The following is a 21,196-nucleotide window of genomic DNA, read 5'->3' as shown; positions in this document are numbered from 1 at the left end:
TCGTTTCAGTCGACACCCTCCCCCTTGCGGGGAGGGAGCAAGGGTGGGGGTCGGTTAGCCTCCATATTGGGGGCATCCCCCACCCCTCCCAGCCTCCCCCGTCAAGGGGAGGTGCCGCCTGGCGGGGATGAAAGATCATGCCACCCAGCTCTTCCCTACTAATCGGCCCCCACCAGGATCTCGCGCTTGCCCGCATGATTGGCCGGTGAAATGACGCCCTCGCGCTCCATCCGCTCGATCAGCGTCGCGGCCTTGTTGTAGCCGATCGCCAGGCGCCGCTGCACATAAGAGGTGGACGCCTTCTTGTCGGTCAGAACGATATGGACAGCCTTGTCGTAGAGCTCGTCGCCCGAACCGGCATAATCATCGCCGCCACCAGCGCTCTCGCCGTCGAAATCGCCGCCCTCACCATCTTCCTCGGTGATGGATTCCAGGTAATCGGGCTGGCCCTGCGATTTGAGGTGCGCAACCACGGCCTCCACTTCGGAGTCCGCGACGAACGGGCCGTGCAGGCGCTTGGTGCGGCCGCCTGACGCCATATAAAGCATGTCGCCATTGCCCAGCAGCTGCTCGGCACCCTGCTCGCCCAGAATGGTGCGGGAGTCGATCTTGGAGGTCACCATGAACGAGATACGGGTAGGGAAGTTGGCCTTGATCGTACCGGTGATCACGTCCACCGACGGGCGCTGCGTGGCGGTGATGATGTGGATGCCGGCGGCACGTGCCATCTGCGCCAGGCGCTGGATGGCGCCTTCGATGTCCTTGCCGGCCACCATCATCAGGTCAGCCATTTCGTCGACGATGACGACGATATAGGGAAGCACTTCCAGGTTGAACTCTTCGCTCTCGAAGATCGCCTCGCCGGTTTCCCGGTCGAACCCGGTCTGCACGGTGCGGGTGATGGTCTTGCCTTCGGCGGCCGCTTCGCTCACGCGCTGGTTGAAGCCGTCGATATTGCGGACGCCGATCTTGCTCATCTTGCGATAGCGATCTTCCATCTCGCGTACCGCCCATTTGAGCGCCACCACCGCCTTGTGCGGGTCGGTCACCACGGGCGTCAGCAAATGCGGGATGCCGTCATAGATGCTCAGCTCCAGCATCTTGGGATCGATCATGATCATGCGGCATTGTGCGGGCGTCATCTGGTAGAGCAGTGACAGGATGAAGGTGTTGATACCCACCGACTTGCCCGAGCCTGTCGTACCCGCGATCAGCAAATGCGGCATGCGGGCAAGGTCGGCGATCACCGGCTCACCGCCGATGGTTTTCCCGAGGCAAATGGGCAGCTTGCCCTTCATCTTCTCGAAGTCGGAGCTGGCCAGCATCTCGCGGAAATAGACGGTTTCGCGATTGCGATTGGGCAGTTCGATACCGATGGCGTTGCGGCCGGGAACCACCGCGACACGGGCCGAAATCGCGCTCATCGAGCGGGCGATGTCGTCGGCCAGCGAAATCACGCGGGATGACTTGATCCCGGGTGCGGGCTCGAGCTCGAACAGGGTGACGACCGGACCCGGGCGGACATTGATGATGTCGCCTTTGACGCCAAAGTCTTCGAGCACGCCCTCAAGCTGCCGCGCCATTTCTTCCAATCGCTCCGGAGCATGCTCTGGCGATGGGCCAAGATGCTTGGGCTCCGACAACAGGCTCAGCGGCGGCAGCTCGAACCCACCGGGTTCATCAAGGAACGAGGTCTGCGCTTCGCGTGCCACGCGGTTGCCGGGCACGGGGCGCGGCGCTGGCGCGGTCACGCGCGGCTTGGTCGGATCAACCGGGTGGAACCGCGAATCGCCCTGCTGGCGATGGCTGGCGGCGGGAACAGGCAGATCGGCGACGAACGGGATGTCGTCGTCCTGCGGCTCGTCGGGGTAATCTAGTTCGGTGTCGTCATAGCTCGGGCGGGCATTGATGCGCGGCGAGATTTCAGGCTCGGCGGCACGCTCGAATGTGGGCTCCATGCCGGGTTCGACCGGCGCATGGATACGGCGCTGCGTAGCGGCAACCATAGGCTCGCGCCGTTCACCCACCGGCCCACCATCAAGGCTCGGCTCGACATCGTCATCACGCCAGCTGGCGGCATCGGCAGCCCGCCGCTCGGCATGGCTGGCCCGGGCGCGGCGAAATGCGGTGCGCAGCGAATAGCCCATATGCACCATGGCGCCGAGCGCCACGTCGACGAGCGGATTGGTTTCCGGCTCGTCTGCATCGGCCGGTTCGGCAACGGCGCCCTTGCGGCCGGCAGCTGCCGCCCTGGCCTTGTTGGGTCCGGTCGGCACCGAGTTGCCCAGGCCCATGGCGATCCAGAACAGTGCAAAGGCCGGAATGGCAATGATGATAGCAAAAAGCGCGGCGGTGACCGCCTGCGGCTGTTCGCCGGTGACCATGGTGGCAATTGTGGTAAAGCCGGTGCCGATCAGCCCGCCCAGGCCGGTCGGCAGCGGCCAGCTTGCCGGCATGGCAACGAATGAGAGCACGCCGGCACCCAGTAGCGTCGCACCCACCCAGCCGATGAAGCGCAGCCCCAGGCTCGTCGGCATGCGGCGGCGCGAGAAGGTCCAGCCCCACAGTGCCGGTGGCACCAAAAGGATCAGCGCGCCAAGCCCGAACACCTGAAACAGCGTGTCGGCGATCACCGCGCCGGGGAATCCGAGCCAATTGGCCGGCGTCTTGGTCGTTGCATAGGAAAAGCTGGGGTCGTCCACCGACCAGGAGGCCAGCGCCACGAGGCACACCGCCACTATCCCGAGCAGCACCAGTCCTGCGACGCGCACCGGAATGCGGATCGCCAAGGCAGGGGGCGGCGCCGGAATGGCCGGCTTGCTGCCGCTACGCGTGCCGCGCTGCGGCACTGAACGGATTTCATCGAGTACAGGCGAGGGGGAGCTGGGCATGGGCAATCTCGATAGGCCCCGGAACGGAAGGGGCTGTTTGCCGTGATGCTAATCGGGCCGGGTTAACCCAAGGCTAACCATGCGAGTTTTGCCCGGCTGGTTCCCACGGAGTCCACCGCAAGAGAAAAGGCCCCGCAACTGAGTGCGGAGCCTTTCGAGAAAATCCGGTGGCGGCGAACCGCCACCGGCAAAAGCTTAGTTATAGGCGCGCTCGCCGTGGCTGGAGAGATCGAGGCCATCGACTTCGCTCGATTCGGTGACGCGAGCCCCACCGAAGATCGCCTTGACCACCAGCATGGCGACGAGGGCCGCTACGCCCGACCAGACGATGGCGACGACCACGGCCATGATCTGGGTGACCAGTTGGCCGCCCATCGCATAGCCCTCGGCCCCGAAACCGCCCAGGGCCGGGTCGGCAACGATGGCCGTGCCGATGGCGCCGACAATGCCGCCAATGCCGTGGATGCCGAAGACATCGAGGCTGTCGTCATATTTCAGCATCGGCTTGAGGGTGACCACGGCCCACAGGCACACAAAGCCGGTGACCGCACCCAAGACGATCGCGCCGAACGTTCCGGCAAAACCAGCCGCTGGCGTGATGGCGACGAGGCCAGCGACAGCGCCCGAAACAAAGCCCAGGGCCGAAGCATGGCCGCGGGTGATCTTTTCGCCGACAGCCCAGGCAATGCCCGCGGCAGCAGGAGCCGTGATGGTGTTGAGGAAGGCCTGAGCGGCAACGCCGTTGGCGCCGAGAGCCGAGCCGGCGTTGAAGCCGAACCAGCCAACCCACAGCAGGCACGCGCCGATATAGGTGAAGACCAGATTATGCGGCGCAATCGGCTCCTTCATGTAGCCAAGGCGCGGCCCCAGCACGATGGCAGCCACCAGCGCCGCGACGCCGGAATTGATGTGCACGACCGTGCCACCGGCAAAGTCCAGCGCACCCATCTGGAAGAACAGGCCAGCGCCCGACCACACCATGTGGGCGATCGGCAGATAGGCGAAGGTGAACCAAATGGCGAGGAACGCCATGACGGCGCCGAACTTCATGCGTTCGGCAATACCGCCCACCACCAGCGTTGCGGTGATGCAGGCGAAGGTGAGCTGGAACACCACGAAGATCAGCTCGGGAATGGTGCCCGAAACCGAATCGGGAGTGACATTGGCGAGGAAGAAATTGGAGAAATCGCCGATAAAGGCGGAAAGCCCGCCTTCGCTTGGACCCGAGAAGGCCAGCGAATAGCCATAGGCCACCCAGAGCAGGGCGATCATCGAGAAGGCGCCGAACACCTGGGTGATGACCGATAGAATGTTCTTGGAGCGCACGAGGCCGCCATAGAACAGGGCAACGCCCGGAATGGTCATCAGGATGACCAGGAGGGTCGAAACGATCATCCAGGCGGTATCGCCCGTGTCGATGCTGGCGACGACCTCCTCGACCACTTCGGCAGCCGGCGCTGCCGCATCCTGGGCAAGGGCTGGCAGGGCCAGCAGCAGGGAGGCAAGTGCGGCGCTCCCCAAGATTTTTGACGTCTTCATCTCTAGTTTTCTCCCGAGGACGCTTAAAGGGCAGATGCGCCGGTTTCACCGGTGCGAATGCGGGTGACGGCAAGCAGGTCGAGCACGAAGATCTTGCCATCGCCGATCCGGCCGGTTTGCGCGCTATCGCAAATGGCGGCGGAAACGGCATCGGCGAGCGAGTCGTCGACGGCGATCTCGACCTTGAGCTTGGGCAGGAAATGCACGGCATACTCGGTGCCGCGGTAGATTTCGGAATGGCCCTTCTGGCGGCCATAGCCCTTCACTTCGCTTACGGTCATGCCGTGCACGTCGAGCGAGTTCAGAGCCTGGCGGACCTCTTCGAGGCGTGACGGCTTGATTATCGCAATCACCAGTTTCATGTGTGCCCCTTTGCGTTTTGGCGCTTTCTGGATGCACTCTCAGACTCAAGACGTGTGCCAACTTGATTTGGCCGGATTTAAATACGTGGATTCAATGGGTTAGATGCGATGCCGCTTTTCTGAGCGTGCTGGCTTCGCGACTTTTGCCTAATTCATAGGCAGCTCCGTGCCGGTCTGAGTAGAAATAAGGCAAGGCTGTGACGTTCAGCACGCTTGCGTGGCACGAGGGGAGCGGCACAATGGGGCAAACGGAGAAATGGGCATGAGCGGGCAACAATCATTCGACGTGCTGATCGTGGGTGGCGGGCCCGTGGGGCTCACCCTGGCGCTGGCCCTGGCGCAATCCGCGCGCGGCATTCGCATTGGCCTGGTCGATCGCCGCCCGCTCAGCGTGCCGAGGGACAATCGCGCTTCCGCCATTGCCGCAGGGGTGCGCCGGGTATTCGAGGTCCTGGGCGTCTGGCCGCTCATGCTGGCCCACTCGCAAGCGATCACCGCGATGCGCATCACCGATTCGGGGCAAGGCGATATCGCCCGCCCCAGCTTCCTGACCTTTGAGGGTGACGTAGCGCCCGGCGAGCCTTTTGCGCATATGGTGCCGAACCATGTGAGCGCTCAGGTACTGCTCGATGCCGTGAGCGACAAGATCACGGTCATCGCCCCCGCTGAAATCACCGGCTTTGCTGCCGCTGGTAAGCTGGCCCAGCTGCAGCTGGCCGACGGACAAATCCTTGCCGCGCCCCTTGTCGTCGCTGCCGATGGCGCCCGGTCCGCTCTGCGCGGCATGGCTGGCATTGGCGTGCTTGGCCGCCCCTATGGGCAAACCGGGCTGGTCGCGACCATCAGCCACGAACTGCCACATGATGGCGTTGCCTATGAACACTTCCGCCCCGCCGGCCCCTTTGCCAGCCTGCCGCTGCCGGGCAATAGTTCATCCCTGGTCTGGACGGAAAGCACGGACGAGGCACAGCGCCTGCTCGCCCTCGATGCGTCAGAAGCTGCCGCCGAGATCGAGGCCGCGATGGGCTATGCGCTCGGCGCCGTCACGCTGGAGGACAAGTTGGCGGGCTTCCCGCTCCATCTCCAGATCGCCCGCGATTTCGTCAGCACGCGTCTGGCGCTGGTGGGCGATGCCGCCCATGTCGTCCATCCCATCGCCGGGCAGGGGCTTAATCTGGGGCTCAAGGACATCGCGGCGCTGGCCGAAGTGGTGATCGACGCCATCCGCCTCGGGCTCGACCATGGCGCCGACGATGTGCTGGAGCGCTATCAGGCCTGGCGGCGCTTCGACACCGCCAGCATGGCGGCGATGACCGATGGCCTCAACAGCCTCTTTTCCAACGACGTCCCCCCCGTCCGCGCCATCCGCGATTTCGGCCTGGGGCTGGTCGACCGCGCGGGGCCGGTCAAATCAGCCCTGATCCGCACCGCTGCCGGTGTTTCCAGCAATGGGCCAAAGCTGTTGAGCGGGTTGCCGATCTAGGGTGTCGGCGCGTGGGAGACCTCATGGTTCGACAAGCTCACCATGGGGTCTACTGGGCGAATTCCACTCTGAGCGACATGCTTTAGGTTGCGCGGACTGAGCCGGCGGCGAGCAATATCCGCCCTCACCCACGGCGTCATTCCCGCGAAAGCGGAACCTCCGTTTCAAAACAGGGGTTCCCGCTTTCGCGGGAATGACACAGTGGATGGAACTGACTGGGATGATGAGCCCAAGGTAATTTGAACCCTGGTTACCCCCGAGGTCCCTTCAATTCCGGCAGCCGCCGCAGCATCTCGGGATCGACACTGCGCGCCTCATCCAGGCTCAGCAGCGGCACGCCGCTGGCGATGGGGAAAGCCAGGCGCGCCGCGACCGAGATCAGCTCGGTCTTGTCTTCCGAAAGGGTCAGCCGCGTCTTGGTCAGCGGGCAAACCAGCATTTCGAGCGTCTTGACGTCGAACTGGTGCCGCAAATCGGAAACGGGCGTGGCCATCAGTTGAGCGGCGCCCCGCCGTTGCCGCCCCGGGCGATTTCGTATTCCGTCATCGCGATCAAAGTTTCGGCACGCTGCTCCAGCGTTTCGGCCTCCAGCAATACCTGCTTTTCGGCTGGGCCATAGGGCCCCACCATGCAGCAGAAATTGACCAGGTCCGCCGTGCCGGTGCGCTCGATTTCTTCCCAATTGAGCTCGATATTGGCGAACTCGGCATAGTCACGCATCATCCGCACGAACCGCTCACGGTCGACGCGCTCCTCGCCAAAATCACGCTCGAAATCAGTAGCAAATTCCTCGGCTGCGATGGCGCCCTGGCGATAAGGCGTCATCACCGTCAGTTCATGCGCCAGCCGGAACCGGGTCACCCCTTCAAGGATAATGAAATACCGGCCCTCCCCGCTTTCCTCGAAATGGGTGAGCCGCCCCAGGCACCCGATCGGCTGTAGCGGACTGCGGCCGCGCGGGCTTTCTTCCTCGGTATCTTCTGGCTGGATCAGCCCGACTAGACGGTCGCCGCGCAGGGCTGCGTCCACCATCTCGATATAGCGCGGCTCGAAGATATTGAGCGGGCGATGGGAGAACGGCAGCAGCAATGCGCCCGAAAGCGGGAACAACGGCACCGATTTGGGCAGTTCGGCCGGCGATTGCGGACGCTTGGGCATGAAAGCTCCGATCAGGAGAACAGGGCCGCCGACAACATGCGCCGGCCCTTGTTGGTGGCAGGGTCCTTGGGACCCCAGGCATCGAAGAACTCCAGCAGCTTCTTGCGCGCGCCATCCTCGTTCCAGGTGCGGTCGCGCTTGAAAATCGCCACCAGCGCCTCGGCCGCCTCCACGCGCTTGCCTTCCGCGTTCAGCGCCAGCGCCAGATCATAGCGCGCCTGATGATCGTCCGGATTGGCCGCGATGGCCGCTTCCAGCGCCGTGGTCTCCGACAGGTCGGCAGCCTCGGCCAGCAGGCGAATGGAATTGGCGGTCGAAAGATAAGCCTCGCCCTTGCGCTCGCCCTCGGGCACCAGCTCCAGCGTTGCCTGCGCCTGTTCGGCTTCGCCCGCGGCGAGATACACCTTGGCCAGCCCGATCAGGGCCTGGGCATGGTCGGGCTGGTGCTGCACCACCATGCCATAGATTTGGGCCGCACGGCCGAGATCGCCAGCGGCAAAGGCCTGGTCGGCCGCCGCCAGCGCTTCGGTGATCTGTGCCTCGAGCGAGCCTTCCTGTGGCTGCGGGGCAGGGGCCGCGGCAATCACCTTCTCGGCGAAGCGGCGCACTTCGCCTTCCGGCATTGCGCCCATGAAGCCATCCACCGGCCGCCCGCCGGCAAAGGCAAACACGGCCGGGATCGACTGCACGCCGAGTTGGCCCGCGATCTGCGGGTTTTCATCGATATTGATCTTGATCAGCCGAATCGCGCCGGCTTTCTCGTTGACCACTTTTTCCAGCGCCGGCGTCAGCGCACGGCAGGGGCCGCACCATGGCGCCCAGAAATCGACCAGTACCGGCTGCTCGATCGAAGCATCGATCACGTCGGCCTTGAACGCCTGGTCGGTCGAATCCTTGATCAACGCGCCGGCTGGCACAGCGGCGGGAGAAGCATTGGCGGCGCTGGAAAACGGAGTGGACATGAATGCAAAGGCCCTTGAAACTAGGCGGATGATAATCGTTCGGCGCTCTTTTTGCGCCCGGAAACGGCGATGTGACAAGCCCTTTGGCGTCGCCGATGACGCTAAGATGACGCGGAGGCAAAATTGTGGGTTGCCAAGGGGCACGCGTTTAGGCATATAGGCCCGCGTCGCCGGACATCAAGTGTGCCCGGAGGCAACGGAGCGCGGGTGTAGCTCAGGGGTAGAGCATAACCTTGCCAAGGTTAGGGTCGTGGGTTCGAATCCCATCGCCCGCTCCAATTCTCAAGGCCGGCAAGCCTTGAGAAACAAAGGGTCCTTCGGGACCCTTTTTGTTTTTCTGGATGTTTGCGGAGCGAGCTCCAGCGAGTGGCCGTCCTGCTGCCATGGTTGCGCCGCACAAGAGCGGCGCTGTTTGGCGGCATCAGGCGTTTTCGCCAGAGGAGAACAACCATAACAGGCGACAATTACACGTTGATCGGGCTCGGTCTGGCAGCTTTGCTGGTGATCTGGCTCGTCTTCTCGGTGGTGAAGCGGATTTTTGGCCTGCTGCTGCTCGCGGGATTGGCGGTTGCCGGATTCGTCTTGTGGAACAATCCGGCCCTGCTTGGAGCGGTGCTCGAGGGCGCGCAAAGCCTCTGGCCCGTCAATTGATCTGCGCAGACCAGCTTCCCAGCCTATTTTCCTAGGTATTCGACCCCGGATGGCCTATATAGGTGTATGAACATTCCAGACCCAAAATCCTTCACCGATCCCGAAAAGCTGCGCAAGCTGATGGCGAACGCCGTTCGCCTTGGCTATGACGACCTCGCCTTTGGCTGCCAATTGCGCATTGCCGAACTCGCCGGCAACGCCCACAAGGATGCCGTCGAGCGCGCCTTCTGGACCAGCCTCACCGCTGCCGAGGAATTCCGCACCGCCGACAACGGCCGCTCCACCCGCCTGCTCAAGGTCCGCGCCAAGCACAAGCGCGTCGGTGCCCAGAAGGTGCTCTCCGACCTGATGATGGAAGAGGGCCTTTCCGACGGCTTCGACAAGTTCATTGCCCATGGCCGCAGCGATCTGACCGGCGAAGCCATCGTGCTGCAGCACGAAGACGAGTTCAGCGTCGATGTCGTCAACGCCGCCCGCAAGAAGCTGCTCGACAAGGGCGTTACCATTGCCGACGTAATGGCCTGAGCGCCAACGCTCGCTTCTTCTCTCACCCACCTCCCTCGGACCTGATCCGAGGGGATTGTTCACCAGCAGGCGCCACGCCGCTGGAACCCTTGAGCGGCCGCCTCATTAAACCGGCATCACCCCCATCGCCGCAAAATGCCCTTGTTTGGGTCCAATTGGCGACGCCTTTAGGCGCTCAAAGGAACGATCACGCTTTAGCGAGGTCGCATCATGACGGATTCCCATTCCGACGCCACACCGGAAATCGCCCCTGCCGATACCATCGGCAGGCTGTCCGAAGTGCTGGGTGGCGATCCCATGGACCGGCTCGATGCCGACATGAAGCATGTCCTCGATACGCTGGGCGAACTTGGCGCGCGGCCGCTGGAATATTCGACGCCCACCCTGGCGCGCCGCCAGCCGAAACCCGCCGACGCGGTCAAGGCGATCCTGGCGCTGCAGACTCGCGCTCCGGGCGAGGATGGCGTCGAGGCTGAGGACATCGAAATCACCAATGGCGAGGCCGAGTCTCTGCCCGCGCGCATCTATCGCCCGCTTGGCCTGTTGAGCCGCCTCAATCCCCTGGTCCTTTATTTCCACGGCGGCGGCTTCGTTACCGGCGATCTCGACAGCCATGATGCTTCGGCCCGCGCCATCGCGCGGCGCACCGGCGCCATCGTGGTTTCCGTCGCCTATCGGCTGGCGCCCGAGCATCGCTTTCCGGCAGCCCATGAAGATGCCTGGACGGCATGGACCTGGGCACTTGCCCAGGCGCGCGATCTCACCGCCGATCCGCGCCGGATGGCCGTCGTCGGCGAGGATGCCGGCGCTAATCTGGCCGCCAACATTGCCATCCGCACCCGCGACGGGCATGTCGGCCAGCCCGTTCACCAGGTGCTGATCCACCCGATCGCCGGCAGCGATCTGTCGACAGCCTCCTATGGCCAAACCCAGCGCGCGCGGCCCATTGGCCTGCCCGCCATGCGCTGGCGCTTCCGGCAATTGTTCGAGGATGGCGAGGAAATCAAGGACCCGCGCATCGATCTGCTGTCGCGCGACGATCTGGGCAATCTTGCACCCACCACCATCATCCTGGCTGGCATCGATCCCCTGCGCACCGAAGGCGAAATGCTGGCAGAAGCGCTGCGTCACGCCGGCACCCCCGTCAACTGTTGGACCTATGATGGTGTAACCCAGGGCTTCTTCGGCTTGGGCGTCATCGTCACCAAGGCGCTGTTCGCCCAGACCGACGTCGCCCAGGTGCTGGGCAAAGCCTTCGTGTCCAGCCGGCAGAGCTGAGCCATAAGCCGCTCATCGAATCAGAAATATTGCCCCAGGCGCCCTCTCTTGTTATGAGCGGGCAGCATTTGGTTTGCCACGAACGGCCCCAGACCCCTTGCGGGTCGTGGGGTCTGTTGCCATCTAGGGCTTAGATTTTGGCTGGGCGCGCGCGACGCGACCGGCAACGCATGGAGAACGGGTTTTTGTCCAAAAAGGATTTCTACGAGGTGCTGGGCGTCGCCAAGGGCGCCGATGACGCATCGCTCAAGAGCGCTTATCGCAAGCTCGCCATGCAGCATCACCCCGATCGCAATCCGGGCAATGCCGACGCGGAAGCCAAGTTCAAGGAAATCAACGAAGCCTACGATACCCTCAAGGACGGCCAGAAGCGCGCCGCCTATGACCGCTTCGGCCACGCCGCCTTCGAAAACGGCGGCGGCCGCGGTGGCGCTGCGGGCTTCGGTCCCGAATTCAGCTCATCGATGTCCGATATCTTCGACGATATCTTCGGCGATTTCATGGGCGGGCAACGCCGCGGCGGTGGTGGCTCGTCCAAGCTGCGCGGCAGCGATCTGCGCTATAACCTCGAAATCAGCCTCGAGGAAAGTTTTGAAGGCCGCACGGTGGAAATCGACGTGCCCACGCTCGTCGGCTGCACCACCTGCGATGGCTCGGGTGCCAAGCCCGGCACCGGCACCCACACCTGCCGGCAATGTAACGGCCACGGCAAGGTTCGCGCCGCCCAGGGCTTTTTCACCATCGAACGCACCTGCCCGGTCTGCCAGGGCCGCGGCCAGATGATGGACCAGCCCTGCACCGATTGCGGTGGCCAGGGCCGCCGCCAGGAAAATCGCAAGCTCTCGGTCGATATCCCAAAAGGCATCGAGGACGGCACCCGCATCCGCCTCGCCAATGAAGGCGAAGCCGGCGTTCGCGGCGGACCCCCGGGCGATCTCTATATTTTCATCTCCATCCGCCCGCACGATCTGTTCCAGCGCGACGGCGCCGATCTTTATGCCCGTGTGCCCATCGCCATGACCACGGCGGCCCTCGGCGGCGAGTTCGAAGTGCCAACGCTCGATGGCGCCCGCGCCAAGGTCAAGGTCGCGGCAGGCACCCAGCCGGGCCAGCGCGTCCGCCTCAAGGCCAAGGGCATGCCCGTACTGCGCTCCAAGGATGTCGGCGATCTCTATGTCCAGCTCGACATCGAGACCCCCCAGGCCCTCAGCCGCCGCCAGCGCGAACTCCTCGAAGAATTCGCGCGGCTGGAGACAGAGGAAACCAGTCCCACATCGGGCGGGTTCTTCGACAAGCTCAAGAAGATGTTTGAGGCTTGAGGCCGTTCAAAATCGCTCCAGTGGAGCAATTTCAGGCCTCAAGGCCATGAGAGCTACGCTCGAATGGCACGCACCTCCCACACACTCAATGTCATCCCGGCGCAGGCCGGGATCCAGCCCGAGATCACGCCACAGCCGCAAGGTGGCCGTCCCGAAGTCTGTCTGAGTCAGCCGAACCATCGGAGGATGGATCCCGGCCTACGCCGGGATGACACTGCGGTTGCTAAACCATCCGGGGCTTGCCTGCCTCAAGCCGCCACCGCTTGCCTTAACTGTCCCACCAGCGAATTGGTGCTCGTGCCCACGATCTCCACCTGGTGGATCGCCCCGATCAACTCGGTCCCGCCATTGAGATGCACCGCCTGCAGATAGGGCGATCGCCCACCCACCTGGCCCGGCATGCGCCCCGGCCGCTCGATCAGCACCGGCAGCGTCTTGCCCACGCATGAAGCATGGAACGCCGTCGTCTGCTTGTTGACCAGTTCCTGCAGCCGCCACAGGCGTTCGTTCTTGACCACCTCGCCAATCTGGTCGCCCAGATTGGCGCCCGGCGTACCCGGCCGCGTCGAATATTTGAACGAATAGGCCGAGGCATAGCCCACATCGGCGATGATCCGCAGCGTGTCCTCGAAATCCTGGTCGCTCTCGCCCGGGAAGCCGACAATGAAATCGCCCGACAGCGCCATGTCCGGCCGTGCCGTCTTGATACGTTCGATCAGCGTCATGTATTCGGCCGCCGTGTGGCGCCGGTTCATGGCCTTCAAAATACTGTCCGAACCCGACTGCACCGGTAGGTGCAGATAGGGCATCAGGATATCGAGGTCCCGATGCGCCGCGATCAGCGCATCGTCCATGTCGCGCGGATGGCTCGTGGTATAGCGCAGCCGCTCCAGCCCCGAAATTTCCGCCAGCCGATAAGCCAGTTCCCCCAGGCCCACGCTGCGGCCCTTGTCATCGCCGTGATAGGCGTTGACGTTCTGGCCCAGGAGCGTGATTTCCTTGACGCCGGCCTCCACCAGCCCCCGCGCTTCCGCCAGCACCTGCGCCACCGGCCGCGACACTTCCGCGCCGCGCGTATAGGGCACCACGCAGAACGAACAGAACTTGTCGCAGCCTTCCTGCACGGTCAAAAACGCGGTCAGCCCGCGCTTGATCGTCACTTCCTTTTTGGGCAGCGGCAGATGCTCGAATTTGTCTTCCTCGGGGAAGTCCGTGTCGATCACCGCTCGCTTCATGCTCGGATGCAATTGCCGCTGCGCTTCGGCCTTGGCCAGCATGTCCGGCAACCGGTGATAGGCCTGCGGCCCGAATACCATGTCGACCACGGGCGCGCGGCGGGCGATTTCCTCGCCCTCGGCCTGCGCCACGCAACCGGCCACGCCGATCATCATGTCCCCGCCCATGGCACGCCGCTCGGTCTGCAATTCCTTGAGCCGGCCCAGCTCGGAAAACACCTTCTCCGAGGCCTTCTCGCGAATGTGGCAGGTGTTGAGCAGCACCAGGTCCGCCTGCGCAATGTCCAGCGTCGGCTCATAGCCGTGCGGCGCCAGGGCATCGCCCATGCGGTCGCTGTCATAGACATTCATCTGACAGCCATAGGTCTTGATGAAGAGCTTTTTGGTGTTTGCGCGCGTCTCGGTCATATCGGCTCTTTAGCAGAGGACGCGCCAAGACTCAAAGCCAGTGCAACCATGGCGCCCGTCAGGGTGTTTCCCCTTCCAATAAGGGGAATCCAAGATGACCGATACCAACAAGAGTGACAACGCCGCTGCCATGAAGAATGGCAAGAAACCTGGCCCCAAGGATGCGCCGGTCCAGGTTCGCAATGCCGGCGAGGAATCGCAGGCCGACAAGCCCAGCGAATGGGACAAGCAGGATGAAGCCGTCGACGAAAGCTTCCCGGCCAGCGATCCCGCGACAAATTACTAGCGGCGGACCCCGCTAGCTAAACCTTTGTTGTTGCCCGAAACGGGCGAGTGAACCTATGCTTGTCTCCAGGAGTGGGGACAAGCGAGCGGCGCTCGTCCATTATCTCGTGCGGGCGGCATGGCAGAGGCAACTATCAGCAAGACTCCCCAGCGGCGCGCGCGGCGCTCCATCATCTACTACCTGGCAGCCCTGGCGCTGGTTGGCGTCGTGCCGAGCTTCCTCTTTGCAGGCGTCCTGATCGAGCGCAATGAAGCCGCCCAGGAAAAAACCCTCGAAACCCTTATCCTGGCGACCACACGCTCAAGCGTGCAGGCTGTCGAGCGCGAGATTTCCGCCAACATCACCACCCTGCGGGTGCTGGCGTCCTCGCCGGCACTGCGTGAGGGGGATTATCGCGGCTTTTATGCGCGCAGCAAGCTCGCCCTTGTCGACACGGATACCCATCTGTTCGTTGTCGATCCCGATTATACGACCTTTGCCAGCACGCGGGTTCCCTTCGACAGCCCGCGCGTCCAGACTAATGATATCGCCGCAGCGCAAGAAGCCTTCGAAAGCAACGAAGTCGTGGTTTCCGACCTGGTGTTTGGCGCAATCTCGAAAGTGTGGGTCTACAATATCCTGCTGCCGGTCGATCTGGGGCCGGAAGGCAAGAAGCTGATCGCGCTCAACCAGCCCGCCAGCAATTTTGCTTCCGCGCTCTCGACCAACAGCCTGCCCGAAGGCTGGAACGCGGCGCTGCTCGACAATGACGGCCAGATCATCGCGGCAACGCTTGATGGCGGCAATGTCGGCGATCAGTTCACCCCGTTCAACGCCATGGAACAGCCCTATGCCACGGGCTGGCGGCGCATCGAAACCAGCTCCGGTCCGGCCCAGGGCGTGATCCAGCGATCGGCGGCGACGGGCTGGCGGCTGGTTGCCTGGGCGCCGGCATCGATCATCAGCCAGCCGCTGCTGACGGCCATGCTGTCGCTGATTGCGGGCGCTGTCCTGCTGCTCGGCCTGATCCTGGCAGCCCTGTTCTGGGTCAGCCGGCGCATCGGCAGCTCGGTGCGGGGCCTGGCGCGCGATGCCCGGCGGCTGGGTGCTGGCGAATTGGTGGAAGCCAAGCCCTATCCCATCTCGGAGATCGCCGAAGTCTCCGACGCGCTGGCGCAGGCCTCGCGCGACCGGCAGGCCGCCGAGACCGAGGTGCGCTTCCTGATGCGCGAAGTGGCGCACCGCTCCAAGAACCAGATGACCGTCATCGCCGCCATGGCCAAGCAGACCGCACGCGGCGCTACCGAAGTCGGCACCTATGTCGAAAATTTCGAGCGCCGCATCCTGGGTCTCGCGCGCTCCACCGATCTGCTGCTGACCCATGGCCGGCAGGGCGTGGTGCTGGGCGAACTCATCGCCAACCAGATCGCGCCGTTCAGCCCCAGGGACACCAGGCGCCTGACCCTTTCGGGCCCCGAAGTGCGGCTCAACATGCAGGCCGCGCAGATCATCGGCATGGCGCTGCACGAACTCTCCACCAACGCCGTCAAATACGGCGCCTTTGCCGGCGACGACGGTACGCTGTCGGTCCGCTGGCACATTGCCGGCGAAAAACTCCATTGGATCTGGCGCGAAACCGTGGCGCGGGCGCTGCCCGAGGCATCCCGGGTGGGCTTTGGCACGACGGTGCTCAAGACCATGGTGGCGCGCTCTCTCGATGCGGAAGTCGAGCGCATCGGCCATGCCGATGGCATCGAATGGCGCTTTGCCGTTCCGCTGGCCTCGATCGATCCGGTCCAGGCGCCCGAGCCTGAGCCCGAACAGGACCTTGCCGCTGAATAATTCTGGCATTCTGGCGCACTTTGCCCTATATGCAGCCCAGCCTTAGACCCCCTGGGGTCCTTTGGCGTTTTCACGGCCCCTCCTGGACGACATCCCGGCCGGGGCGACCCCTATCCTCCAATTAAGGATCTATCCGATGTCGATTACGCCAGAGCGCAAAGCCGAACTCATCCAGGAATATGCAATCAAGCCAAACGATACGGGTTCGCCCGAGGTGCAGATTGCAATCCTGTCCGAGCGCATTGCCAATTTGACCGAGCACTTCAAGGGCCACAACAAGGACAACCATTCCCGTCGTGGTCTGCTCAAGCTCGTTTCGACCCGCCGTTCCCTGCTTGATTACGTCAAGAAGGTCGATGACTCCCGTTACAAGACCATCATCGAAAAGCTCGGCCTGCGTCGCTAAACGTAGTTCTTTGAATTTGCAGGTGCGGGATTTTCCTTCCGCATCTGCCTCTGCAATGGCGCCCTGATCGGGCGCCGCCGGCGAATGCCGGAGCATGGCAGGATTATTGGCCGCTCTCCTTCATGGGAGCTGCTTGTTGTCTTGCCCATGTTTCGTTCTTCGCCCGACGTAAACAGCACCTGTTTTGAGCCCGCTTCACACATGGGGTGTGCGGCAGGGTGGGTGCACCGGTTGAGTTCGTGGTTCTTGCCTTGATGGCCACCGCGTTCCCGCTCCGCCGGCAGAATGGAAAGACGAAAAACATGACGATCAATTTTGATCACCACAAGGTCGAGCTCAACTGGGGCGGCCAGCCCCTGACGCTCGAAACCGGCAAGATGGCCCGCCAGGCCGATGGCGCCGTGCTCGCTACCCTTGGCGAAACCGTGCTGCTGGCGACCGTTGTCAGCGCCAAGTCCGCCAAGCCGGGCCAGGACTTCTTCCCGCTGACCGTCAACTACCAGGAAAAGTATTTTGCCGCTGGCAAGATCCCCGGTGGCTATTTCAAGCGTGAAGGCCGTCCGACCGAGAACGAGACCCTGACGTCTCGCCTGATCGACCGCCCGATCCGCCCACTCTTCCCCGAAGGCTACAAGAACGAGACCCAGGTGGTCATCACCGTTCTGCAGCACGACATGGAAAACAACCCAGACGTGCTGGCCATGGTCGCAGCTTCCGCTGCCCTGACCATTTCGGGCATTCCCTTCATGGGCCCGATCGGCGCTGCCCGCGTCGGTTATGTCGATGGTGAGTACGTCCTCAATCTCGCCGTAGATCGCCGCAGCGAATCCAAGCTCGACCTCGTCATGGCCGGCACCGAAGACGCCGTGTTGATGGTTGAGTCCGAAGCCAAGGAACTCAGCGAAGAAATCATGCTGGGCGCCGTGATGTTCGGCCATGCCGAATCGCGCAAGGTCATCCAGGCCATCATCAAGCTCGCCGAGCTTGCCGCCAAGGAACCCCGCGACTTCCAGGCTCCGGATTATTCCGCCCTCGAAGCCGAAGTGCTCAAGGTCGCCGAAGCCGACCTGCGCGCGGCCTACAAGATCACCAAGAAGGAAGATCGCTACGCTGCGGTCGACGCTGCAAAGAAGGCCGTCAAGGAAGCCTTTGCCGCCAAGATCGAAGCTGGTGAAGTCTCCGCCGAAGACCTCGGCGAAGTGATCCACAATCTGCAGGCCAAGATCGTGCGCTGGAACGTGCTCGATACCGGCCTGCGCATCGACGGTCGTGACCTGTCCACCGTTCGCCCGATCGTTTCCGAAGTTGGCGTCCTGCCCCGCACCCATGGTTCGGCGCTGTTCACCCGCGGCGAAACCCAGGCGCTGGTCGTTGCCACGCTCGGCACCGGCGAAGACGAGCAGTATATCGACTCGCTCGAAGGCACCCAGAAGCAGAACTTCCTGCTGCACTACAACTTCCCTCCATACTCGGTGGGTGAAGCTGGCCGCATGGGTTCCCCCGGCCGTCGCGAAATCGGCCATGGCAAGCTCGCCTGGCGCGCCATCAACCCGATCCGTCCTTCGGTCGAAGAGTTCCCCTACACGATCCGTATCGTGTCCGAGATCACCGAATCCAACGGCTCCTCCTCCATGGCAACCGTCTGCGGCACCTCGCTCGCACTGATGGATGCTGGCGTGCCGCTGGCCCGCCCGGTGGCTGGTATCGCCATGGGCCTGATCCTCGAAGGCGAGAAGTTTGCTGTGCTCAGCGACATCCTCGGCGACGAAGATCACCTCGGCGACATGGACTTCAAGGTGGCCGGCACCGACCAGGGCGTCACCTCGCTGCAGATGGACATCAAGATCGCTGGCATCACCGAGGAGATCATGAAGATCGCCCTCGAGCAGGCCAAGGGCGGTCGTATCCACATCCTGGGCGAAATGGCCAAGGCGCTCTCCGCTTCGCGCGGTGAAGTGGGCGAGTTCGCTCCGCGCATCGAAACCATGAAGATCCCGACCGACAAGATCCGTGAAGTGATCGGCACCGGCGGCAAGGTGATCCGCGAGATCGTCGAAAAGACCGGCGCCAAGATCAACATCGATGACGATGGCACGATCAAGATTTCGTCCTCGGACGGATCGGAAATCGAAGCCGCCATCAAGTGGATCCGCTCGATCACCGACGAAGCCGAAGTGGGCGCCATCTACCAGGGCACCGTGGTCAAGACCGCCGATTTCGGCGCGTTCGTGAACTTCTTCGGTGCCAAGGACGGTCTGGTCCATATCAGCCAGCTGGCCGAACAGCGCGTTGCCAAGACCACCGACGTGGTCAAGGAAGGCGACAAGGTCTGGGTCAAGCTGCTGGGCTTCGACGAGCGCGGCAAGGTTCGCCTCTCCATGAAGGTGGTCGATCAGGCCACCGGCAAGGAAATCACCAAGGATGCTGCGGAAGCACCCGCTGCCGAATAGCGGCAAACTGGAAGCACAATAAAAGAAGGCCCGGAGCGATCCGGGCCTTTTCTCGCAGCATGCTTGCTTTCGTTCGCAATGATTGCGGCGCAGCCGTGGCGGGATTATGCACCTGGCCCCGCCGATGAACCGCCGCTATAACAACCTCTTAGGTTTGTAGTTGCTTTTTAGCCACAGTGAAAATTCATCACATTGTGGCGAGGAACCGACACTCCTGCGCGCCGTTCCGAAAGTGAGGCTTTCCTGCACTAGCGAATAGCGGCAACGCGGCTTAGGGCTTGGGCCACACAGTGTTTGCGTCACCGCTTTCCCAAGGGAACTGCTTTGCTTTCTCGTCGTCTTTTCATGATTGGCCTCCCCGCCGTTGCTCTTGCCGCCTGTTCAACCACCCGCAATCCGGTGGTCGAAGAGCCGCGCATCGATCCGTACTACCAGGCCATGTACGGTGCGATCTACGACGACAAATTCCCCATTCCGGCGATGGATCTCCGCCGGGTTGATCCGCAATTCTGGCGCCAGGAAGTGCCATACATCACCACCGAGCGCCCAGGCACCATCGTGGTGGATACGCCCAACCGCTTCCTCTATCTGGTGATGGAAGGCGGCCGTGCCCTGCGTTATGGCGTTGGTGTCGGCAAGAATGAAGCGCTGGTATTCCGCGGAACCGCAACGGTCGGCCGCAAGGCCCAATGGCCGCGCTGGACTCCGACCCGCAACATGGTTCAGCGTGAGCCCGAGCGTTACGGACCCTATGCCGACGGGCTCGAAGGCGGCCCCACCAATCCGCTCGGCCCGCGCGCGCTCTATCTCTACAAGAACGGCCAGGACACCCTGTTCCGTCTGCACGGCACCACCGAGCCCTACACCATCGGCACCAATGTATCCTCCGGCTGCATTCGCCTGATGAACCAGGACATCATCGATCTCTACTCCCGCGTGCCGGTCGGCACCAAGGTTGTCGTGATCAACTGATCCGCGAGCGCCTCCGGGTCACTGCCGCGGCAGCGGAGAGCCTTGCTTCGGATTCCGTAGTCACCGAAGCGAAGTTCGCTGCTGTCGCGACACTGGCCCGGAGATGAAACTGCACAAAGCCCGGTCAATAGCCGGGCTTTTGTTTGTCCGCCGCTTTGCTTTGACCCAAGCCCGCCTTTGCGAGATATAGGAACCATCACGCTGGAGGGGCAGATGGCCGACATCTTGGAATACTGCCAGGGCTTGCATCAGGTCAGCTTCAAGCCCGGCGCCGTGATCCTGCCGGAAGGGGAGCAATTCGGCCGCCTGTTCGTGTTGATCGAAGGCGAGGTCGAGGTGATCCGCGAACGCACCCAGGTCACCCATGTCGATGAGCCGGGCTCAATATTCGGCGAAATGGCCGTATTGCTCGACATGCCGCACACGGCCACGGTCAAGGCACTCTCACCGGTCCGGGCATACGAAATCCCCGACGCCTTGACCTTCCTGGACAGCCGGCCCGAGTTTTCGCTTCACATCGCCACCATGCTGGCCCGCCGGCTGTATTATACCACCTCCTATCTGGTAGATCTCCAGCAACAGGCCGCCGGCAAGCGGCAGGACCTCGACCTGGTCGACCAAATCCTCGCAACCCTTGTCGAACCCGCCGACCTCTCCAGGAAACGCAAGAAAAGCTGATGCCGGACACCAAGCCAACACTGTCGATAACATACTGCACCCAGTGCAACTGGCTGCTCCGCTCTGCTTGGATGGCCTCCGAAGTGCTCTCCACCTTCAGCCTCGAAATGGGCGCGGTTACCCTGGTGCCGGGCACGGGCGGAATTTTCGAAATCCACATCGACGGGGACCTGGTCTGGGAGCGCAAGCGCGACGGCGGCTTTCCCGACGTCAAGCAGCTCAAGCAATTGGTGCGCGACCGCATCGACCCCGATCGCGATCTCGGCCACATCGATGGCCACAAGGCCGCGCGCTAGCCTGGGGCTTCCCTTCCGCTCTCACGCCGCTATTCTATCCCGGTAAGCAGCCGGCTAGCGGCTGCCAAGATGGAGCCCAGCGTCATGGCACATAAGTTCACGATTTCGGCCGCCGCCAGCGATCAGTTCAAGTTTGCCTTCGAATACAACAGCGAAAAGATCTTCTGGTCGGAAGCCTACAAGCAGAAGGCTAGCGCCAAGTCGGCAATCGAATCCCTCAAGAACAACGCTCCCGGAGCCATCACGGTCGATCTGTCCAGCGACGAAACCGGCACCGGCTATCGCTTCGAGATCGTGCAGTCCAAGGATGCGCAGCATTTTGTGCGCTTCGTGGCCAGCAATGGCGAAACCATGGTCCGCACCGAAACCTATGCTTCCAAGGCCTCAGCCAAGAACGCCATCCAGTCGCTGCAAACCAACGGTCCCAGCGCAAACGTAGAAGACTAAAGCACAAAGCCCCTCCCAAGCCTTGCGTG

The 21,196-nt window shown here is 62.9% G+C and carries 20 protein-coding genes and 1 tRNA gene; 14 read left to right on the top strand and 7 right to left on the bottom strand.

What is annotated here, in order from left to right:
* Positions 1 to 158: 158 nt before the first annotated feature.
* The 3 genes from C8264_RS15365 to C8264_RS15355 form a co-directional block, all read right to left on the bottom strand.
* On the bottom strand, positions 159 to 2,891 hold the full coding sequence (locus tag C8264_RS15365; RefSeq protein WP_108461858.1) for a DNA translocase FtsK: 2,733 nt from the start codon (positions 2,889 to 2,891) through the stop codon (positions 159 to 161).
* A gap of 195 nt (positions 2,892 to 3,086) precedes the next feature.
* On the bottom strand, positions 3,087 to 4,430 hold the full coding sequence (locus C8264_RS15360; protein WP_108461857.1) for an ammonium transporter: 1,344 nt from the start codon (positions 4,428 to 4,430) through the stop codon (positions 3,087 to 3,089).
* 23 nt (positions 4,431 to 4,453) lie between these two features.
* Positions 4,454 to 4,792: a P-II family nitrogen regulator gene (locus tag C8264_RS15355; RefSeq protein WP_108461856.1), complete on the bottom strand. Its 339-nt coding sequence runs from the start codon at positions 4,790 to 4,792 to the stop codon at positions 4,454 to 4,456.
* Between the two features lie 262 nt (positions 4,793 to 5,054).
* Between C8264_RS15355 and C8264_RS15350 the strand changes: the two genes are divergently transcribed.
* A complete protein-coding gene (locus C8264_RS15350) occupies positions 5,055 to 6,275 on the top strand; it encodes an FAD-dependent monooxygenase (RefSeq protein ID WP_108461855.1) in 1,221 nt (406 codons plus the stop codon).
* 250 nt (positions 6,276 to 6,525) lie between these two features.
* Here the strand turns inward: C8264_RS15350 and C8264_RS15345 are convergent, their stop codons facing one another.
* From C8264_RS15345 to C8264_RS15335, 3 genes are read right to left on the bottom strand one after another with little or no spacing between them, the layout of a single operon-like run.
* Complete coding sequence (locus C8264_RS15345; protein WP_108461854.1) at positions 6,526 to 6,768, bottom strand: Trm112 family protein; 243 nt, start codon at positions 6,766 to 6,768, stop codon at positions 6,526 to 6,528.
* Positions 6,768 to 7,433 carry an LON peptidase substrate-binding domain-containing protein gene (locus C8264_RS15340; protein ID WP_108461853.1) on the bottom strand — a complete coding sequence of 222 codons (666 nt, stop codon included), beginning with the start codon at positions 7,431 to 7,433 and terminating at the stop codon, positions 6,768 to 6,770. The genes C8264_RS15345 and C8264_RS15340 overlap by 1 nt, the downstream gene beginning before the upstream one ends.
* Positions 7,434 to 7,444: 11 nt before the next feature.
* On the bottom strand, positions 7,445 to 8,395 hold the full coding sequence (locus tag C8264_RS15335; RefSeq protein ID WP_108461852.1) for a thioredoxin family protein: 951 nt from the start codon (positions 8,393 to 8,395) through the stop codon (positions 7,445 to 7,447).
* Between the two features lie 203 nt (positions 8,396 to 8,598).
* On the opposite strand from C8264_RS15335, the gene C8264_RS15330 reads away from it, so the two are divergent.
* The 5 genes from C8264_RS15330 to dnaJ all read left to right on the top strand — a co-directional run bounded on the left by C8264_RS15330 (position 8,599) and on the right by dnaJ (position 12,168).
* Positions 8,599 to 8,673 (top strand) — tRNA-Gly (locus C8264_RS15330).
* A gap of 88 nt (positions 8,674 to 8,761) precedes the next feature.
* Positions 8,762 to 9,046 (top strand): hypothetical protein, encoded by a 285-nt coding sequence (locus C8264_RS22220; RefSeq protein WP_162783684.1) that lies wholly within the window; start codon positions 8,762 to 8,764, stop codon positions 9,044 to 9,046.
* A gap of 66 nt (positions 9,047 to 9,112) precedes the next feature.
* Positions 9,113 to 9,571 carry a hypothetical protein gene (locus C8264_RS15320; RefSeq protein ID WP_108461850.1) on the top strand — a complete coding sequence of 153 codons (459 nt, stop codon included), beginning with the start codon at positions 9,113 to 9,115 and terminating at the stop codon, positions 9,569 to 9,571.
* Between the two features lie 210 nt (positions 9,572 to 9,781).
* Entirely contained in the window at positions 9,782 to 10,849 is a 1,068-nt protein-coding gene (locus C8264_RS15315; protein ID WP_108461849.1) for an alpha/beta hydrolase, read from the top strand.
* Between the two features lie 185 nt (positions 10,850 to 11,034).
* The gene (gene dnaJ, locus C8264_RS15310; RefSeq protein WP_245893251.1) at positions 11,035 to 12,168 is read left to right on the top strand and encodes a molecular chaperone DnaJ; all 1,134 of its coding nucleotides are present in this window, start codon (positions 11,035 to 11,037) and stop codon (positions 12,166 to 12,168) included.
* 248 nt (positions 12,169 to 12,416) lie between these two features.
* Here dnaJ and miaB read toward each other — a convergent pair whose 3' ends face one another.
* Positions 12,417 to 13,811, bottom strand: a complete 1,395-nt coding sequence (miaB, locus tag C8264_RS15305) for a tRNA (N6-isopentenyl adenosine(37)-C2)-methylthiotransferase MiaB (RefSeq protein ID WP_108461847.1) — start codon at positions 13,809 to 13,811, stop codon at positions 12,417 to 12,419.
* A gap of 94 nt (positions 13,812 to 13,905) precedes the next feature.
* Between miaB and C8264_RS15300 the strand changes: the two genes are divergently transcribed.
* The 8 genes from C8264_RS15300 to C8264_RS22945 all read left to right on the top strand — a co-directional run bounded on the left by C8264_RS15300 (position 13,906) and on the right by C8264_RS22945 (position 21,167).
* A complete protein-coding gene (locus tag C8264_RS15300; RefSeq protein WP_108461846.1) occupies positions 13,906 to 14,097 on the top strand; it encodes a hypothetical protein in 192 nt (63 codons plus the stop codon).
* Positions 14,098 to 14,214: 117 nt separating this feature from the next.
* On the top strand, positions 14,215 to 15,918 hold the full coding sequence (locus tag C8264_RS15295; protein WP_108461845.1) for a sensor histidine kinase: 1,704 nt from the start codon (positions 14,215 to 14,217) through the stop codon (positions 15,916 to 15,918).
* 136 nt (positions 15,919 to 16,054) lie between these two features.
* Positions 16,055 to 16,324, top strand: a complete 270-nt coding sequence (rpsO, locus tag C8264_RS15290) for a 30S ribosomal protein S15 (protein WP_108461844.1) — start codon at positions 16,055 to 16,057, stop codon at positions 16,322 to 16,324.
* 302 nt (positions 16,325 to 16,626) lie between these two features.
* Complete coding sequence (gene pnp, locus C8264_RS15285; RefSeq protein WP_108461953.1) at positions 16,627 to 18,774, top strand: polyribonucleotide nucleotidyltransferase; 2,148 nt, start codon at positions 16,627 to 16,629, stop codon at positions 18,772 to 18,774.
* 345 nt (positions 18,775 to 19,119) lie between these two features.
* Positions 19,120 to 19,746 (top strand): L,D-transpeptidase, encoded by a 627-nt coding sequence (locus C8264_RS15280; protein ID WP_108461843.1) that lies wholly within the window; start codon positions 19,120 to 19,122, stop codon positions 19,744 to 19,746.
* 213 nt (positions 19,747 to 19,959) lie between these two features.
* The gene (locus C8264_RS15275) at positions 19,960 to 20,424 is read left to right on the top strand and encodes a Crp/Fnr family transcriptional regulator (RefSeq protein WP_108461842.1); all 465 of its coding nucleotides are present in this window, start codon (positions 19,960 to 19,962) and stop codon (positions 20,422 to 20,424) included.
* The gene (locus C8264_RS15270; RefSeq protein ID WP_108461841.1) at positions 20,424 to 20,720 is read left to right on the top strand and encodes an Rdx family protein; all 297 of its coding nucleotides are present in this window, start codon (positions 20,424 to 20,426) and stop codon (positions 20,718 to 20,720) included. The genes C8264_RS15275 and C8264_RS15270 overlap by 1 nt, the downstream gene beginning before the upstream one ends.
* An 84-nt stretch (positions 20,721 to 20,804) precedes the next feature.
* On the top strand, positions 20,805 to 21,167 hold the full coding sequence (locus C8264_RS22945; RefSeq protein WP_205245695.1) for a YegP family protein: 363 nt from the start codon (positions 20,805 to 20,807) through the stop codon (positions 21,165 to 21,167).
* The last annotated feature ends 29 nt before the right edge of the window (positions 21,168 to 21,196 follow it).

Origin of the sequence: Devosia naphthalenivorans (genome assembly GCF_003056355.1) — a bacterium.
GTDB lineage: Bacteria > Pseudomonadota > Alphaproteobacteria > Rhizobiales > Devosiaceae > Devosia > Devosia naphthalenivorans.
The sequence above is the reverse complement of the archived record's forward strand: the minus strand, read 5'-3'. Positions and strand labels throughout refer to the sequence as shown.

Coding starts and splice junctions, on each gene's coding strand:
- C8264_RS15365 (WP_108461858.1), bottom strand. CDS start 2,891: ATGCCCAGCTCCCCCTCGCCTGTACTCGATGAAATCCGTTCAGTGCCG.
- C8264_RS15360 (WP_108461857.1), bottom strand. CDS start 4,430: ATGAAGACGTCAAAAATCTTGGGGAGCGCCGCACTTGCCTCCCTGCTG.
- C8264_RS15355 (WP_108461856.1), bottom strand. CDS start 4,792: ATGAAACTGGTGATTGCGATAATCAAGCCGTCACGCCTCGAAGAGGTC.
- C8264_RS15350 (WP_108461855.1), top strand. CDS start 5,055: ATGAGCGGGCAACAATCATTCGACGTGCTGATCGTGGGTGGCGGGCCC.
- C8264_RS15345 (WP_108461854.1), bottom strand. CDS start 6,768: ATGGCCACGCCCGTTTCCGATTTGCGGCACCAGTTCGACGTCAAGACG.
- C8264_RS15340 (WP_108461853.1), bottom strand. CDS start 7,433: ATGCCCAAGCGTCCGCAATCGCCGGCCGAACTGCCCAAATCGGTGCCG.
- C8264_RS15335 (WP_108461852.1), bottom strand. CDS start 8,395: ATGTCCACTCCGTTTTCCAGCGCCGCCAATGCTTCTCCCGCCGCTGTG.
- C8264_RS15320 (WP_108461850.1), top strand. CDS start 9,113: ATGAACATTCCAGACCCAAAATCCTTCACCGATCCCGAAAAGCTGCGC.
- C8264_RS15315 (WP_108461849.1), top strand. CDS start 9,782: ATGACGGATTCCCATTCCGACGCCACACCGGAAATCGCCCCTGCCGAT.
- miaB (WP_108461847.1), bottom strand. CDS start 13,811: ATGACCGAGACGCGCGCAAACACCAAAAAGCTCTTCATCAAGACCTAT.
- C8264_RS15300 (WP_108461846.1), top strand. CDS start 13,906: ATGACCGATACCAACAAGAGTGACAACGCCGCTGCCATGAAGAATGGC.
- C8264_RS15295 (WP_108461845.1), top strand. CDS start 14,215: ATGGCAGAGGCAACTATCAGCAAGACTCCCCAGCGGCGCGCGCGGCGC.
- rpsO (WP_108461844.1), top strand. CDS start 16,055: ATGTCGATTACGCCAGAGCGCAAAGCCGAACTCATCCAGGAATATGCA.
- pnp (WP_108461953.1), top strand. CDS start 16,627: ATGACGATCAATTTTGATCACCACAAGGTCGAGCTCAACTGGGGCGGC.
- C8264_RS15280 (WP_108461843.1), top strand. CDS start 19,120: ATGATTGGCCTCCCCGCCGTTGCTCTTGCCGCCTGTTCAACCACCCGC.
- C8264_RS15275 (WP_108461842.1), top strand. CDS start 19,960: ATGGCCGACATCTTGGAATACTGCCAGGGCTTGCATCAGGTCAGCTTC.
- C8264_RS15270 (WP_108461841.1), top strand. CDS start 20,424: ATGCCGGACACCAAGCCAACACTGTCGATAACATACTGCACCCAGTGC.
- C8264_RS22945 (WP_205245695.1), top strand. CDS start 20,805: ATGGCACATAAGTTCACGATTTCGGCCGCCGCCAGCGATCAGTTCAAG.